This is a genomic window from Serratia sp. LTN-2 (assembly GCF_059740205.1).
In genome coordinates, this window is sequence record NZ_JCAXDO010000001.1 from 222590 (window position 1) to 240272 (window position 17683).

Sequence of the window (17683 nt, forward strand, 5' to 3'; positions counted from 1 at the left end):
GGGCTCAACCGCACAGTACCGCAGCTCGCGCTGGGTCCAGTGCAATCAAGCCGGCAAGCAAGGCATCCATCTCAGGCTGCAGGCGCGTTTTATCAGCTTCATTGCGGCCTGCCTTGCCCCGCAACAGTTTTAACCTGCGGGCTTTCACTTCAAAGATCAGCGCTGGCGTCCACTGCTCAAGCGTGAGGGCCCGGGCGCTGCCGTCAAGCTCTCCCAACAGATGCAACGCCATTTCGTTTTTACCGTATTGCTCGCTGACTCTGGCCATCAACAGCCGCATCAGCCACCGATCGCGGGCAGAGGTGTAACCCGGCTGAGCCTGCAGCCAATTGAGCGCCGCTTCGATACCTTCGCCATCTGCTTTAGCCATCACTTCAGGCTCCAGCGCCAGCACATCGTCATGACCGCTGGCCACGGCGGATACCGACTCTTCTTTCCACCCTGCTATCTCATCGAGCACGCTTTCACTTATCCAGTTCAGCGTCACTTCATCGGCGAAAGGTGTGCCGTCACTGAAAGCCAGTGCTTCGAGCCCTGGGAGGCGGGCCAGCAAGCCTTTCAGATCGCGACAGAGGATATCTGCGCGCACGCTGTCGTGATCCTGTTTCACCAGCGCCTGCCAGGCGTACCACTGCACATCCAGCCATAGGTGGTTAACGCCCTGAGCCAACAACGTATCCGTATGCTCCAACAGTTCTAACCAGCTTTTCTGCAGAAACAAGCGTTTGAGGTGCGCTTTATTGTCAGGTTTGGGCGGTGCCAGGCGAGTACGGCCGGCGGCGTCCAACGGCGGAAGTTCCGTCAGCGTATCCCAGCGGACGCTTTTCAGCAGATGATGCCCGGCCAGCCATCCGCCGGGCTGGTCACGCAGGTATTTTGCCAACACCTTGGCCTGATCGAGCAAATCGCGCCCTGACGAGACCGCATTCATCAATGGCGCGGAAGGGGGTGCTGCAACCGAGATCCCCTCCTCCCGGCTGGTCTGCGGTACCAGACTGCCGGCACCACCATTCTGCACCAGGCGATGGTCCAGAGCCTGATACAGCCCACCAAGTTCCGGCCGTGCATCGTCATCAAACGTCAGAAAAGCCTGCTCCATCAACAGCAGAGCGCCGGTGATGCGCTGCATGGTGGGCATATCCACTTCAGGGTACAATGAGAGGCTGTCCGTCACGCGGCGGCAGCCCAGCCACTCCAGAGCCGATTTACGGCTGCGGGCGCGCAAAGGATGCAGGCCGTTGCCAAACCGTTCAAGCATGACGGCCAGTAGCTCAATACTCTGCGCAAGCCCGGCCTCACCGTCCTGATGCAGGCGCGCCCAAACGTAGAAAGTGATGACGCGTAAGTCCTTGCACCTGTCGGTCAGTAATTTTTCCGCCAGTTGGCAGATCAGTCCGGTATCAATGCCGGTGAGCTTGTTGACCTCTTCGCGGATGCGCTGGAAATCATCGTCGTAACCCGGGTCTTCTCCGGTTGGCCGATGCTCCTCCACTGGGTTCAGCCAGCGTTCCCAGTCAGCACAACGTGCCCGGGCCTGGCTCATCAGGACATTTTCTTCCACGCCGCAGCTGTGAAGTAAATTCTGCAATGCGGTCATTATTCCCCCTCATCCATGACTGAGTCATTCGTACGGGTCAGCGCCTGCGCCGCTGCTGAAGCCTCCACGCTGAAGTATGTTTTCCGGCAGGCTAAAGCCGCGCAAATCCAGCAACGCCAGCGGCCCTTTGCCCAGCTGCGAACGCAACACCCACTGCAGCGTACGGCCATCTGGCGCGGTAAAACTCATCATCCACTGGCTGCGGTCCAGCTGTTGACGTTTGCCTTGCTCCAGCCAGCGGATAAAGCCCCAGCTCCCGCTGTAATCCCCGAACAGACGTGCACCTGCACTCGTTGACGTCCAGGTCAGCATGGTTCCCGGCTTAAACGTATCTCCTGGCCAGTGGAAAGATCGCCAGTCGGCCATCTGGTTGAAATAGTGCAATTTTTGTCCATCAATGGTCAGCTGCGTCTCCACCACCTGCGGTACCGGGCGCGCCTGCAGTTCGAAACTGATGCCCTGACTGCCATCGGTAAATAAAATGTCCGACAGCTGACTCAGTTGGTTAACGGCGTCCAGGAAGGCCGGATTAAATATCAGCCCCTGGCTGTGCGCCTTGTCCGGCACCCATCGATTGCCTTCTTTGTGAAGCACCCCGTTGAGTTCCGTACTCAGGAAGCGGTCGATGCGGCCACTGTCTTTGCGGATGAACTCAGCCAGCATCGGCAAAGAGATATCGCTCTTACTCGCCGCAAACGGGAAGCGCCCCTCAAAAGCGGTGCGCCAGTTCGCCACCACCGATCGGCTCCAGCGGCCGTTCAGACTGGCGGCAGACGGCTGCAACACCGTTTCCCAGGCCTGGGTCAGTGGCTGCACAAACATCGCGTGACCAAAACCGCTCCACTCCTCTCCCAGACTGGCCGCCATGAGGCTGCCGTACTGCTGAGTGTCGGTCAGGTCCACGCTCTTGCCCTGGAAAACCGTCTGGGCAAGCGTCTGCATCATCTCCTGTGGATTGGAGGCGCTCGCTATCTGCTGCAGGCGCAGGCGCACGCGGGTGATACGGGTCAAATAAGTCTGCAGGCTCAGCGAGCTGTCAGCCGACATCACGCTGCCGGCAGTGTTTTTTCCCAGCAGCTGAAGCAGAGGCCCAAAGCTGTCATCCAGTGGCCCCAGGGGGCCGACTGCATGCTGATCGATGGCCGGTTTATCCTGGCCGCCGACCAGCTCTTTCGCCGATTTAATGATTGAATCTGACAACGCCTCGCTCTGCCGGCCCGTTTGCCCCTGCCAGGCCAGCGTATTCATCAGGGCGATCATCGGTGACTGACGCACATCGCTCATCAGCGTCAACTGGTCGGTAACGTCGGCGATATTGTGTGCCGGATCCCAGCGGAGGCTATTGAGGAAACTCAGCCAGCTGCCGGCGAAATCAGCGAAGTAACGCTGAGTCAGGCGCGCTTTCAGCGCTTCCGGCGACAGGTCCGCCGCTACGGCTTTGCGGGAGTCGCTCAGCACCCAGTCGATTTCGTCCCGCCTCGCATTGGCCGCCTTCTCGATGGCCTGCTGAACCCCTCCCTCCCAGGCCTGACGGGTGAACATGCCCGGCACCACCTCATCGGTGGTGAACAGGCGACGGGCATCGGTACCGCCGGTCATGTCTTCCAGAGACACATCGGCGAAATTGCGGCGCACGGATTTGAGCATGTTCTCATAAAGCGTACTTTCCGCGTTGCGTCGCCCAATCTGCTGCAACAGCACCTGGCGGCTCTGGTTGACCAGCTGCGCGTCCGGGCTGATTTTCCACTGGGGCTGCTGCGGCAGTTCGGAGAGGTAGAAGGCCCATAAATCCGGTGCCAGGCTTTGCCACAGGCTGGTTGAGATGCCCATCTGCGTCGGCTGCACCGTTTTCATGGTCTGCGCGTAGAAGGCGCCATCGGCTTTATCCGGGCGCGCCATCATCAGCCAGGCTTTCAACTGGTCATAGCCCGGTTTCGCCAGCTTTGTGCGCTGCTCGCTGTTTGGCGCCGAATTGGCCAGCGCGCTGAGCGTCTGCGTCAGGGCGGTATGCGCCGGATCGCGTATCAGGCGGTTGTTCGCCACGCCATACCAGGGCAGCATCGCATCGAGCAGTTGTCGGTTATGGTCAAGACCAAAACGCTGGTACCAAGGGGTGCGATCCTGAACATGGCGCAGCAGGCGGCCGGCATCGTTGCGTAGGTCATACAGGGCAGTCAGTTGGCTATCGGAAATGGCAGGGTGTTCGACCAGGTGACGGCTTTTTGCCGCCACAGAAGCAATTTGCCCGTAGTTCAGCGCAAACGAGAGCAGCAACCCCATCCCCCAGACACCGGTAATGCCCAGCAGTGCCCAGGCGAGCGTCCGCTCCCACGCCATACCCACGCGCCGGCCTCGCACACGGGTGCAGTCATCAACGATGCCCTGCCAGGTTACCGGCAGAGTCAGGGCATGCGGGTGAGAACGGCGAGCCTCGATTGACGCTTCTTCTTCGCCATTCAGGCTGAACATCAGCCCACGCAGCGGGACTTGCTGCTGAGAACTGTAGAGCCAGGGAACCAAACGCGTTTTCCAGCGCTCGCTTTCCCCTTGTTCGAACCGTTGCGCCAGGCGCAGTAGAAAATCATAGTCGCGGTTTTCTGCAATCTGGGAAAGCCCCTGTTCACGCAGCTGCGGCAATAACCTGCTAAGTTGTTCGGTCACATTTTCCGGCACTGCCCGCGGCGGGAACGTCACCCCAATCGGCTGCGATTTACGCCCTTTTTGCGGCCAAGCGCTGCCACAAAGCTGCCACAGATAAACCGGGGCGGAATAGCGTAACGCCTTGCTGATGTTCTCCAGCCCGCGCAGATCATTGTCGCTTTGCTGCGAAGTCAGTTTCTGATCCTCAGCAATCACCCGGACGATCCCATCCAATGGGCGGCCACGTCTCAATTTTCGCAACGCGACAAGTTTGTCTATATCAATGTCGGAGGCCAGACTGCCGCCGCAAATTAGCACGGTGTTCTCACCTTCCAGCCATTGACTTTCTTGCAAGCCGGGGAGCAGTTGTTCGATTGCCTTTTCGTCACCGGTAACGAACAACATACGCACTTTTCGACGCCAAAGCAGACCGTAACGCTGGCGTAAGTGGCGATTAATAGCGCCACACATCATGGTCCCAAGAGTTTGAATGGTTTCCTTATCCCTGCTTTTCGTCTTCTCATCATCACCGTAGGTTGATTCGACGATTGCATCGAACTCTTTGCTGCCAGCATGGCGGACAGCAATTAATAGCAGTATCGCTCCGGCCAATAAACTTCCTGTCAGACAACCACCCGCAACAAGCCAGTGAGCCTGCAGCTCAGTATCTGCCGATAGACCGGCAACATCAGGAAATTTCCAGACGATAAACGTCATGGCCCCCAACAAAATCAGGAAAAATACGACGACAGCAAGATAGCGGCCTTCCGTTGTCTTTGGAAATAAAGCAGATAATCTCACGAATCCATCTCCTTTCGGGAAGCCGTTGGGGTAACGAACGTGCTCCATAACACATCCTGTGTGATGTCCCCACAGATAATCATTTGCGGGGACTGTGTTCGTTGGGCTATTTCAGTGGCGGCAGCAATGGCTAACCAAGGTGCTGCCGCTCCAGCGTGCCCCATGGCACTGTCGAGATTGATGACGGAATCCCCTTCAACCGCCTGAGCTGGTGATTTCTTCTGATGTACCACCACTTGCGCATGTTGTTGGTCATTGAGCCCGGACAGCCAGAGGTGTCTGACGATGCCATCTTTGATCGGAACGTTGTATGCAGCCATTCGCATACCAGATTCAAGCCCGTCGACTGAGGAGGGATCCGGACGGTGCAGCAACGCCAAAGGAGGAAGAGTCTCCTGCGTCAATCTGTTGCCAAAGAGCAAGGTAACCCCTGCTTCAGCGCTGTTATCTGCATTAGCTGGTGCAACCTGAAGCGCGACCACTAACAGCATGGCGCTCTCTTTAAAGTGAATATTGAGCCAATTATCAATAACCCCGGGACCAGCCCCGCCGAGATATTCAATAGGGAATGGCATTTCGCTTTCTGCCCATGCTTTTTCCCATAATCGAAGCACCTCGCTGCGTGGAACAATTGATGAAATATCAAAAAAAACGGACAAAGATGTTTTGTCAGAACACAATGTCAAACGTAAAGACAGGTTTTCAATCAACTGCTCAAACAAACGCGTTATCAGAGATGAAGGTGTATCATTCGGATGAGCGGCTATCCTGCTCATCCTCATCCCGTCACTTCCCAACCAGTTTGATTGGGCGGTTATGAGACGAGTATTATTGAGAATTTCATTAGCCACATCACTCTGGCGTTCTGCCAGATGCCCGGTTGTAAACGCCACATCCAAAATCTGAAGTGCGCGCCTGGCTCGACGCGTTTCACTGAGGATCCAAGCTTCCCGACATTTATCGAATCCATTGGCTTTCATATCCTTCAGCATCCAGATTGTAAGCCGACCTCCGACGACAGCACTCCAGAGAGCAGCAGGCACGCCAAGCGCAATTAACCAGAAAGATTGGCTCTCGATATGTCGACCGAAGATCCTCATCAAGATAACACTTCCCGACACCATTATTGCTAAAGCAATAAACCAACGTAACGGACTTGGTGAGACAGGCCGCATGTAGCATTCAGGAATATTTTTAAGTGAGTACACAATCACATTCTCAATATTTACGCCCTCTGAATAGAGTGCTTGTGCTGATACTGTTTTTATAAGTGAATCTGCTCTTTAGCTTTACCATATGCCTTTCACTGTCCGCAGTCCATTTCTTATGCATGATCCCATAACCAAATCGTGATATATTTATCGACTCAACCCACTACTCCAAAAGTATTTTCTCCAATATAATGACAAGTTAGTAACCGCTTGATGTTTATCGTATGTTTTTTATAAAAGCCCTTACCTGAATGCATTGTGCCAAAAGTAAATCCAGAAACAGTTACACTATAATTTCCTGATCTCTTTCGGAATAGCCAACATGATGATTCGATGGTAATCTTTGTTTACAGCATCTTCTCCACCGAAACTACATGAATGGCGTGCTCAGGGCTTCATCGCCTTCAAACGCCAGTACGTCGAGTTCTGCATCACATCCCTTAACCGACAACTGGTGATGGTTGTGGCTGAATCTGATCGTAGGATTAGAGTTCATTGTATTCTTTCACATCGACAGAGAAGTTATGTCCAGAAAAAGCAGATATGTATTAAGTTAGTTACTGTTTGATCTTTATCGTATATTTCTTATAAAAGTCTTGGCCAGAAGACATTATACCAAGAGTAAACCCAGAAACAGTTACGCGATATTCACCTGACTTTTTCGGGATCCCAGATATGATAATGCGATGGTAATCTTTATTTACTCCACCCTCTCCACCAAAACTATATTTTGTTTCTTCTGGATTCCATCCTAACCCTGAGTCGTTCGGGGTTATACTCACCGATACGCTGGATTCATTAACAGCCCCACCTTTTATTTCAATGGCTTCTTGGTACTTGTAATTAACCGTTGCAACTTTAAGATCACTTTTTTCGGGTAGGATTGTTGGGTGAGTACTGGAGCAACCAGATACAATAAAAATCAGAACACAGATAAAATATCTCATTTAGCTCAGTGGTTTAAACACCACGCCTCCAAAAATGTGCTTACGGACATATTCCAAATCTTTATTTAACTTAACTTGGTTTTTTACCATGCCCCATGAGAATAATTTCAAGTTAACAATTTCATTAACTTGCCGCCATGCTTACGATATAACATCATTTCCATGATATAAATCACTGAAAGATCGTCATCCGTTTCACCTGTTTCATGTGCTTTAGTCTTATAGAGGTTGTTGAATGACAGAGAGCAAGACATGTCTTTCACTGTGACTATCCGTACGATACACAGTTAAATCATAAAAAAGGTCTAACACCGGAACATTTGACTCTATCTTTGTATAAATATTATATTTAGGCATTATTTACCTCCGATGTAAAATGCCAAAAAGCATCTCCCCTCCCCCTGATCGGAAGGAAAAAATTTCGCATACAGATCATTTGTTTTTCGCAGTGATTTTTATAATGTAATTTTTGTCAATTTTACTTCCTGGAACCATTGTCCCCATAGAGTATCCATTAATATGAACCGATATTTCACCTGTTTTTTTTGGTTTCCCACTGATTATTATATAATGATAATCCTCCTCCTCCCTTTCCTTTCCCCCTCTTTTTAAAGTGGTCACCTTAGGATTCCATCCTAACCCTGCATCCGGAGGTGATATCTCCACGCCTATATTCTCCTTGAATAAAATGACGTTGGTTATTTCGACTTCAAAAAAATAGTTCTGACCAACATATCCTGCAGGAAGCTCATTTCCTTCCGGATAAAACCTCGGTACAGAACTTCCACAGGCAGAAACAAAAAAAATGATGAATACAATGATTTTTTTCATGCTTATTTTATTGGTTTAAAAACCAATCCTCCGAAAACATGCTTAGCAAAGTAATTTAGATTACTATTACCTTTTGTTTGCCAATCCACTCTTCCCCAAGAGAAAAGCTTCAACTCAATTAACTCATCATTATCCTTGGTAGTGATGTCTCCGCCATTAACCTTACAAACAGGTTTATCCCAAACAATCCAGTGATTCTTCGAAGATGAATCGCCATTACCCCAGCCTTTTAACATCCCCGCAGAGACTAGAGTTACGACTCTGTATCCTTCTTTAACATATGAATTGAGTTTTATTATATCTGCTATATTGGCATGAGAGAGGCTAGTATTATCGAAGACTTTCTTATAGCCTGCTCTTTCAAACCACTTAGTGAGCCCTCCCCACATAGTAATGCCAGAAACCTGGTCGTCAACTTCATCATAGCTCATCAATGAATTTTCAGAATCTCTCAGGCTGGCTAATGTTATCCAATCCAAACCTGACACCATTTCTCTACCGTAGCCATCATAAAACGCCCCCTTCGGATGTCTACATCCATATCCAGGAGAGATCTCCAGCGTGCCAATCTTTGTTTTCCCGTTTAGCCAGAGTTCATTAGCAGCTTGTTTATAAATGTCTGGTCTGTCTATCTGTAGACAGTAAAAGAATGAAGCCGGCCCGCACAAACTGGTATCCCCTTGATTTGGATAGCTACTATGATTCATCCTTGAATTAAGCTGACTCTCTATTTTCTTTTTATCAAATGGGTCATTAGGGGCGCCAATAGGATACTCTTCTGCTATAAAAGCCCTTTCTTGACACGTAATTTGTACATTATGAATATTTTCATCGCCATTATCATTAACAGGTTTAGTCTGCCCTTTGGTTTCAAAATAACAAATATTCTCCCTTTTTCTCTTTGAAAAAGCATTTCCTGATACCATTTCACCTAATGTGTACATGCGTTTTGACGGTGCTGAGAGCACAGGAATCAACTTTCCGCCATGCTTACGATATAACATCATTTCCATGATATAAATCACTGAAAGATCGTCATCCGTCTCACCTGTTTCATGTGCTTTCGTCTTGTAATCTGGGTCCAGAGGCTGTTGAGTGACAGAGAGCAAGAGATGTCTTTCACTGTTGCTGTCCGTACGATACACCGTTAAATCATACAAAAGATCGAACACCGGAACGTTTGATTCTATTTTTGTATAAATATTATATTTAGGCATTGATTACCTCCGGTGATAAATTCAGAAAAATGTCCTTAGCCTGGGCAGAAGTAAACAATTTAGTATATCCTTCGTTGTCAGTAACGCCTTCCACTACCGAACCGTCAGCCAGAAACGCCTTGTACTGCGTGTTTAACATGGGCACACCATTATCATCTGCACACAAATAACGAACATTATGGCTACCATCATCAATAGCATGAGGCAGGGGTGACATTTCAGGTTTATTCTGTGTCCGTGTCTGCCTGTCATAATGACCGGCTCTTGTTCTAAAGTCCCCCGCGGTGCCAACTTCGACGGCATTGCCATCCAGAGTGATGTAACTTCCGCCACCGTTCAGCGTCAGCGTCTTCTTAGCAATAATTTTGATTTCATCTTCCGTGCTAACAATACTGAGCTCCTTACGGGCAATCAGAGCCATTAGGTCGTTCTGCGCCTGTACCTGCACCGGCCCCTGGTTCGCGATAAGCTTAATCCCCAGCTTACGAACAAACACGCTCAGGGCATTACCTACCCCGATGAACAGATTTTTCACCACGCTGACGTCTGCATTTTTACCCGCTGTGGCTATCAGGTTCTGGCCGGCGGACACCTGCAGATGTTGTCCGCTGGTCAACGCCATTCCCTCCGGTGCGCTGAGCAGCAGTACTGATTTTTTGAGATCTGTCAGCTGCTGTTCCAGCAGTTTGATTTGCGCCTGGAGATCGGCCGGGTTCGCGGTCGCCTTCTGCGCATCATCGGAGATGGACGTCATCTGCTCCCGGGCATCACCCAGATTGCTGACCGCCGGCTGCATCGCCAGCACCTGCCCCTGTGCCTTTGCCTGGCCGTCCGCGCTGATGAAAATACCTTTTTGCGCGCGTATCGCCCCCCAGCTGTCGGTTCTGAGCTCAAAACCCTCGCCGCGCTTCTGCTTTTCGCCGTCAACCAGATAGCCGAGGTTCAGCTGGCTCTTGCCGCCGTATTCCGTGGAGATCTTGATGTGCTCTTTTCCGCGCTCATCGTCGAGGCGGATTTTGTTGTTCGCCGGGGTGCGCAGCACGTTGCGCTTATAATTGCGGATGGTGACGTGGTCGCCGTGCGCCGAGTCATGCAGCACCCCGGCGATATATGGCCTGTCCGGGTTGCCGTCCTCAAAGCCAATCGCCACTTCGGTGCCCGCCAGCAGCGGCAGATGCAGGCCGTAGGTATCGCCGGCATAGGGGCGAGACTGCCGCACCCACAGGCTCTCGAATCCGGTTTCCCAGTTATCCCGGTCAAACAGCATGTTGACGCGATAGCGGCCGTCTTTATCGATATGGCCGTAGGTGTCATTTTCGGTGGTGCTGGTCACCCGCGCCGGCAGCGTGCCCGCCATCACCGGGCGGGCACCGGGTTCGGGGCGGAAGCTGAAATCATCGCTGTCAGGGATGCCGCTGACATACACTTCAAAATCCCGGTCACGGCGGGCCTGGCTGTGCATCGCCGTGATGACCACCCCATGAGCAAACACGTCCGCCACTTCATCACCGCCGGTGACTTTCAGCAGTTGGCCCGGATAAAGCGTCGGGCAGCTGGTGATGGCCTGCGTCTGCGTCTGGCCGTTCAGGTAGCGCTCATGGCGAATGCGGGCGTAAAACGCGCCTGACTCCGGGGCCGGGTTGCGCTCAAATGCGTTGCCCGGCACCCGATAGTTATCGGCATAGTGATAGGCCTCACCGTAGGTGGTAGCATCCCCGCAGGACACATCGACCAGCGCATCCATATCTTCCCTGGCCTGGCGGTAGTTATAGTCACGGGTGCTGACCTGCTGCTGCACCACACAGTGATGGCTCGCCATCCCCCAGACCGAATCCACGCCTTTTGAATGCTGGCCCGATAGCGGCACCGACGGTAGGATCAGGCCTTTCTCATAGCCCTGCCGGGCATCATAGAACTCCACCACGTCGATGTTCAGGCGCGTATCGGTAGTAAAACGGAACCAGATCCCCACCTCGCCCAACAGGCGGGAGATAAAGTGCAAATCGTTCTCGCCGTATTGCATCACCTGCTCACGGCGCGGATACTCTCGGGTCAGCGAGAACAGAAAGTCTTGGCCGCGCATGTGGTGACGTTCACGCAGAATTTTTTCCACGATTTGCGGGACTGACATGTCCTGGTAAATGGCGTTCTGACGGGAACGTTCAAGCAGCGCCAGACGCGGCTGCAGGGTCAGGGCATAGTGAGTTTCATCCTTCGAGGTGCCGAGGCGCTCGAAGCCACTCACCACCCCCTGAAGGGTGCGCACCGCCTGCTGCATCTTCACGCCGAAGCCCTGCTCAACCGGGGCCTGCAGCGTCAGGGAAGCCGCTTTCATCAGCATCCTCTCTTTGCTGATGGCAAGGTCAGCGCTGGTGAATTCAATACGGTAGCTGAACGGCTCGCTCAGGGCTTCATCGCCTGCAAAGGCCAGCACGTCGAGCGTTGGCTCACAGCCTTTTACCGCCAACAGATGGTGGTTGTGGCTGAATTTTATCGTAGGATTAGTGTTCATTGTATTCCTTCACATCGGCAGAGAAGTTATGTCCAGAAAAAGCAGATATGCATTTACTACTACTCCATTGGTTTAAAAACCAACCCTACAAAAACATGTTTACAGACATATTCCAAATTCTTATTTAGCTTAATCTGCTTTTTGATTGCACCATATGAAAATGGATTTATTTTAGCGCCAACCTATTTCAAAATATTAATTTCATATTTCCTTTCAAAATCTTGACCTGCACTAGCAACCACTCCCCCCCTAAGACTGATTGTTATAATACCTTGCGTTTTAGGATTACCTTGTATGGTAAAGTTATTATATATATATTTTGTATAATATTTTTTTCATCAAAGACTAACTTCAGACCAGAGTTTGATGGATGAATTTCATAACTCAAATCAACGATCGGCCCTGTGCCTCCAGAGATGGTAATTGGGGCATAATATCCCTGACCAATATACCCATCAGGTAATTCGTTAGGTTCAAATATAACATGGCTACTACAACCAGCCAAAAATAAAGAAAAAATAAAAAATGCGAGACATTTATCCATTCTATTCATGGTATTTTTGTAAATACCACCCACCAAAAAGTTAACATCGACATGAAATTACCCACAGAAAAATAAGACATATCTTAGCCCGCAGAGTTCAATCTTGAAATACGAACATCTTTATTCATCAATACAAATCTAATTAACGTCTATTTTATATTTCTTCATAAAAACCTGTGATTTTGAATACATCGAGGCATATGTTTTAAACACAATTTCAATATATATCACACCTTTTATTTTAGGCACCCTGTGATTACGGCCTCATTGTAATTATTGCATTTTTCTGAAGAGAGATTCACACACCCTCTAAAATTTGGCTCTATATTCAGACCAGAATTATCAGGGGTTGTTTTTGCTTTAAAATTATTTGAACTCAAAGCAACAATCTCTCCACTTTTCTGGAAAGTCAGAACCACATTTTGCTGATAAAATGCACCTACCTTAGCATTTTGTAACTCTCCATCCTCAGGGTAAAAGTTTATTTCACTCGAAGAACAGGATGTTAAAAATACAGATAAGATGATCAGGTTTTTTTTCATGGGCTACTTTAGTGCGCCTATTTTAGTTTTACCGTACAACCAGAGTTCATTAACTGCTTGTTTATAGATGTCAGGCCTATCCATCAATAGGCAATAAAAAATGATGGGAGTGTTTGTATTTTTGCTTGCCACTCACATCTTCCCCAAGAGAAAAACCAGATATGACAATTTAAATGGTAACCCAACGATTCCATAAACTATGACATATATATTCAGCCAAAACTACTTAACCTCCAGTGAATAAATTTTATTAAATCCACCGCTTTTGGTATACATAGAGCCATACGTAAAACCAGAAATTGAAATCTTTATCAATCCTAATTTTGTTGGCACACCAGAGATGGAAAGAAAATTGTATATAGGCAACCCATCCCTTCTTTTTTTATTAGAAACCACCTGCAACCCTATATCAGCAGGATAAATATCTACTTTAGTATTCTCTGCTGTTAGAAACTCTGGATCATCCTCCAAATTAGCTCCTATAATAATATCTTGATTATATACCTTCCCTATCATTGCATCAGGTAACATTTTTCCTGATGGAGAAAAATCAATCTGAGGCGAGGAACATGAAACAGTCAATAAAACAGATAAAAGAAGCATTAATCTACGGTGCATATATTACCCCATGGGTTTAAAAACCAACCCTCCAAATGTATGTTTTAGGAAAACATCCAGATTAACATTATTCTTTAACTGATTTCTAACATTCCCCCAGGAAAACAAGGTTAAATCAACCTTATCTAAAACGGAGGTGTTTGCAGATACTAATCCCCCAACGTTACATCTAACTTGACTATCCCAGACTATCCAATGATTCTTCGATGAGCTATCCCCAGGAAAATCAGATAACATACCAGCAGAGATTAAACTTACAACTTTGTGCCCGTTACTAACATAGTTATTTAGGCTTATAATATCGTTCACATTTGCATGCAAGAGGCTTATATTATCGAATACTTTCTCATAACCTGCCTTTTCGAACCATTCCGTCAACTTCCCCCACATTGTAATACCAGCAACCTGATCACCCACTTCATCGTAGCTCATGATAGCGTTTTCAGAATCCCTCAGGCTAGCCAATGTGATCCAATCCAGACCTGACACAGCTTCTCTACCGTAGTCATCATAAAAACTACCTTTGGGATGTCTACACCCATTTCCAGGTGAAATATCCAGTGTGCCTATTTTAGTTTTACCGTGCAACCAAAGCTCATTAACTGCTTGTTTATAAACATCAGGCCTGTCCATCAGAAGACAATAAAAAAATGCTGCGGGCCCACACAGACTTGTATCCCCTTGGTTAGGATAACTACTGTAGTTTATTCTTGATGCAAGTTGGCTTTCTATTTTTTTCTTATCGAAAGGATCGTCTATACTACCGACAGGATACTCTTTTGCTATAAAAGCTCTTTCGCGACAGGTTATCTGTACATTATGAATGTTGTCATCACCCTTATCATTAACCGGCTTTGTTTGCGCTTTCGTCTCAAAATAACAAACACTCTCTCGTTTATTTTTGGAGTATGCTTTTCCTGAGGCAATCTCACCCAGTGTATACATTTTCTTCGCAGATGATGAAAGCACTGAAATCAACCTACCACCGTGTTTTCGGTACAAATTAATTTCTATAATGTAGATCACTGACAAGTCATCATCAGTCTCATTTGTATCATGAGGCTGAGTATAATAATTAGGATCTATTGGTTGTTGCGTTACTGACAGCAGGACATGTTTTGTACCATTACCGTCTGTTTTATACACATTGAGGTCATAAAAAAGGTGAGATGTCGGAACATTCGATTCAATTTTTGTATAAATATTATACTTAGTCATTGATAACTCCCTGCATCATATTTTGATACCGAAGCCCTGCTCAACCGGGGCCTGCAGCGTCAGGGAAGCCGCTTTCATCAGCATCCTCTCTTTGCTGATGGCAGGGTCAGCGCTGGTGAATTCAATACGGTAGCTGAACGGCTCGCTCAGGGCTTCATGGCCTGCAAAGGCCAGCACGTCGAGCGTTGGCTCACAGCCCTTTACCGCCAGCAGATGGTGGTTGTGGCTGAATCTGATCGGGAGATTACTGCTCATACGTGCGCTCCTTGATACGGTCAAACACCAACCCGATCCCCTCGTCTTCACTCCAGCTAAGGCGCAACGACTGCGGTTTCTGTTTGGCGGCCATGTGGATCAGCAATTGCTGACTCAGCACCGGCAGGATTTGCTGATTAAGCAGACTGTCGACATTGCGAGCGCCGGTGTCCGGCAACAGGCAGGCAGCGGTGAGAGCGTCATATAGACTCTCGTCGATATGCGTAATGAGACCGTAGTGGCGGTTCAGACGCCGGCTGACCTGACCGAGTTTCATCCCGACGATTGTGCGCATTGCCGTCTCCGACAGTGGCCGGTAAATCACGGTCTGGAAGCGGGCCAGCAGCGCCGGCTGGAAGTGGTCACGCAATATCGGGCGCAGCAGTTCGTGCAGATCGCCTTCGGTGGCGTCCGGCTGTGTCTCCAGCCGTTGCATCAGATGGGCGCTGCCGAGGTTGGACGTCATCAGAATGACCGTATTTCTGAAGTCTATTTCGCGGCCTTCGCCGTCGCGCATAAAGCCCCGGTCGAACACCTGATAGAACAGGTTCATCACATCGCGGTGCGCTTTTTCCACTTCATCGAGCAGCACTACGCTGTACGGGCGCTTACGTACCGCTTCGGTGAGAATACCGCCCTGGCCGTAACCGACGTAGCCCGGCGGCGAGCCTTTCAACTGGGAAACGGTGTGCGGCTCCTGATACTCGGACAGGTTGATGGTAATCAGCGATTTTTCGCCGCCGTACAGCACATCCGCCAGCGCCAGCGCGGTTTCGGTTTTGCCGACCCCGCTCGGGCCGACCAGCAGAAACACCCCCTGCGGGCCGTTCTCTGACGTCAGCCCGGTTTTGGCTGCGCGCAGACGCTGGGCGATGGCCTCCAGAGAAACCTCCTGGCCGACGACACGGCGGCCGATTTCGTTTTCCAGCGTCAACAGTTCGGTCTGCTCGTCTTTCATCAGGGAAGACAGCGGCACGCCGGTCCAGTCGGCGATCACATTGGCGACCGTTCGGGTGTCCACATCCACCTGAACCAGCACGTCGCCCTGCTGCGCCTGCTCCAGCTGCTGTTGCAGGCCGGCAATTTCAGCCTGCCGGTTGATATCCTGTCGGCAGGCCATCAGCTGCTGCGCCAGCGCCTTTTCGTGGCTGTAACGGCCTTCCTGCTCCTGGATGCGCGCATTCAGCTCAGCCCGCTGCCGATCAATGACGCTCAGACGGTCACCATGGCGATGGCTGCCGGCGGCAACATCTTCCAGCAGCGCCTGCTCTTCCAGTTCGAGTGCGGTCAGTTGCGCTGTCAGGCGAACGATGGCCTCCGGCACGGTATCCAGACTCATGCGCACGCGGGCGCTCGCGGTATCCAGCAGGTCAACCGCCTTGTCCGGCAACTGGCGGCCGGTCAGATAGCGACGCGAGAGCGTGACGGCGGCACGGACCGCATCGTCGGTGATGTGCACGTTGTGGTGTTCGGCGTAGCGGGATTTCAGGCCCCGCAGCATCAGGCAGGCGGTATCATCGTCGGGTTCGTCCACTTTCACCATCTGGAAGCGACGCTCCAGCGCGGCATCGCGTTCGAAGTACTGTTTGTATTCAGACCAGGTTGTCGCGGCAATGGTGCGCAGCTCTCCACGCGCCAGCGCCGGTTTCAGCAGGTTAGCCGCATCGGCGCCGCCCGCCTGGTTACCGGCGCCAATCAGGGTGTGCGCTTCATCGATAAACAAGAGGATTGGCACTGGCGATTGCTGCACGGCGTCAATGACGTTTTTCAGCCGCTGTTCAAATTCCCCCTTCACACCCGCACCCGCCTGCAGCAGGCCGAGGTCAAGGATCCGCAGGCTGACCGGTTTGAGGGATTCAGGCACGTTGCCTTCGGCAATACGCAGCGCCAGCCCTTCGACCAGGGCGGTTTTACCGACGCCCGGTTCACCGACCAGGAGCGGGTTGTTCTTGCGGCGGCGGGAAAGGATGTCCACCATCTGGCGAATTTCGGTATCACGGCCAAAGACCGGGTCGATTTTACCTTCCCTCGCTTTGGCGGTGGCATCAAGGGTGAATTTATCCAGTGCATTTTGCAACGCCGGGTTCAGTTCGCCCCCTTCGACCTCTGCACCAGCCGGGCACCCGACAAACGCCACCTCGCCGCCGTGGCTCTGCGCCAACCCCGCTTCCTGCTGCACCTCCAGACGCTCGTCTGACTGTGCCTCCAGTAACGGACGCAGGCGCTCCAGCTGACTCATCCCGAGCGTGAGCAGTGGCCACAGGCCATCGCAGCGCACCAGATGGTGTTTCTCAACCAATGCCATCAGCAGGTGCTGGCTTCGGATCTGTTGTTCACCCGCCAGCGAGGCGATCAGCCATGCCTCCTGCATGAGTGCCTGAATATTGTCAGAAAGCTGCGGACGGCTGCGCACCGAGCGAGGCTGCTTGTCGAGCCAGCCCAGCAGATCCTGCCACAGCGCATCCATGTCCCATTCGTAACGACGTGCAAGTACCGTCAGGTCCCCTTCACCCTGCTCCAGCAGCTTCAGCAGCCAGTGCTCCGGCAGAATTTCCGCGTGAGCACGGGTCTGGCACAGGGAGGCGGCGCCTTCCATCGCACGGGCACAGTAAGGGTTCAGACGTCGCAGCAGGATAGCTGGATTTTCCATGAGTCTCTCTCTTTGTCGGTTCCTGGACACGCTACCGCCCCTCGCTGTTTCCCGTTAAGGGGACCAAAGCGCATACGGTCGGGCTGGCAGAGGGGGTTCT

11 protein-coding genes and 3 pseudogenes are annotated in these 17683 nt (G+C 50.9%); all 14 read right to left on the reverse strand.

Annotated features, from left to right (window positions below; genetic code table 11):
• Positions 1 to 4 precede the first annotated feature (4 nt).
• The 14 genes and pseudogenes from tssA to tssH all read right to left on the reverse strand — a co-directional run bounded on the left by tssA (position 5) and on the right by tssH (position 17583).
• Positions 5 to 1597 (reverse strand): type VI secretion system protein TssA, encoded by a 1593-nt coding sequence (gene tssA, locus AC6BYQ_RS01020; protein WP_498056132.1) that lies wholly within the window; start codon positions 1595 to 1597, stop codon positions 5 to 7.
• Positions 1597 to 5086: pseudogene (locus tag AC6BYQ_RS01025) on the reverse strand (ImcF-related family protein). Before AC6BYQ_RS01025 ends, tssA begins: the two are co-directional and overlap by 1 nt.
• Positions 5035 to 6246 (reverse strand): KPHS_23130 family T6SS system protein, encoded by a 1212-nt coding sequence (locus AC6BYQ_RS01030; RefSeq protein WP_498056133.1) that lies wholly within the window; start codon positions 6244 to 6246, stop codon positions 5035 to 5037. Before AC6BYQ_RS01030 ends, AC6BYQ_RS01025 begins: the two are co-directional and overlap by 52 nt.
• Positions 6247 to 6625: 379 nt before the next feature.
• Positions 6626 to 6745: pseudogene (locus tag AC6BYQ_RS01035) on the reverse strand (type VI secretion system tip protein VgrG); the annotation flags it as partial.
• Between the two features lie 61 nt (positions 6746 to 6806).
• Positions 6807 to 7196 carry a hypothetical protein gene (locus tag AC6BYQ_RS01040; protein WP_498056134.1) on the reverse strand — a complete coding sequence of 130 codons (390 nt, stop codon included), beginning with the start codon at positions 7194 to 7196 and terminating at the stop codon, positions 6807 to 6809.
• Positions 7197 to 7628: 432 nt separating this feature from the next.
• Positions 7629 to 8027, reverse strand: a complete 399-nt coding sequence (locus AC6BYQ_RS01045) for a hypothetical protein (protein WP_498056135.1) — start codon at positions 8025 to 8027, stop codon at positions 7629 to 7631.
• 2 nt (positions 8028 to 8029) lie between these two features.
• Positions 8030 to 9244, reverse strand: coding sequence for a hypothetical protein (locus AC6BYQ_RS01050; protein ID WP_498056136.1), 1215 nt, complete (start codon positions 9242 to 9244; stop codon positions 8030 to 8032).
• Positions 9237 to 11756 carry a type VI secretion system Vgr family protein gene (locus tag AC6BYQ_RS01055; protein WP_498056137.1) on the reverse strand — a complete coding sequence of 840 codons (2520 nt, stop codon included), beginning with the start codon at positions 11754 to 11756 and terminating at the stop codon, positions 9237 to 9239. Before AC6BYQ_RS01055 ends, AC6BYQ_RS01050 begins: the two co-directional genes overlap by 8 nt.
• Before the next feature lie 262 nt (positions 11757 to 12018).
• Complete coding sequence (locus tag AC6BYQ_RS01060; RefSeq protein WP_498056138.1) at positions 12019 to 12300, reverse strand: hypothetical protein; 282 nt, start codon at positions 12298 to 12300, stop codon at positions 12019 to 12021.
• Positions 12301 to 12536: 236 nt separating this feature from the next.
• The gene (locus AC6BYQ_RS01065; protein ID WP_498056139.1) at positions 12537 to 12842 is read right to left on the reverse strand and encodes a hypothetical protein; all 306 of its coding nucleotides are present in this window, start codon (positions 12840 to 12842) and stop codon (positions 12537 to 12539) included.
• 222 nt (positions 12843 to 13064) lie between these two features.
• On the reverse strand, positions 13065 to 13460 hold the full coding sequence (locus AC6BYQ_RS01070; RefSeq protein ID WP_498056140.1) for a hypothetical protein: 396 nt from the start codon (positions 13458 to 13460) through the stop codon (positions 13065 to 13067).
• 3 nt (positions 13461 to 13463) lie between these two features.
• The gene (locus tag AC6BYQ_RS01075) at positions 13464 to 14678 is read right to left on the reverse strand and encodes a hypothetical protein (RefSeq protein WP_498056141.1); all 1215 of its coding nucleotides are present in this window, start codon (positions 14676 to 14678) and stop codon (positions 13464 to 13466) included.
• 18 nt (positions 14679 to 14696) lie between these two features.
• Positions 14697 to 14933 (reverse strand): annotated as a pseudogene (locus AC6BYQ_RS01080) (type VI secretion system tip protein VgrG); the annotation flags it as partial.
• Positions 14923 to 17583: a type VI secretion system ATPase TssH gene (tssH, locus tag AC6BYQ_RS01085; RefSeq protein WP_498056142.1), complete on the reverse strand. Its 2661-nt coding sequence runs from the start codon at positions 17581 to 17583 to the stop codon at positions 14923 to 14925. The pseudogene AC6BYQ_RS01080 and the gene tssH, both read right to left, overlap by 11 nt.
• Positions 17584 to 17683 lie beyond the last annotated feature (100 nt).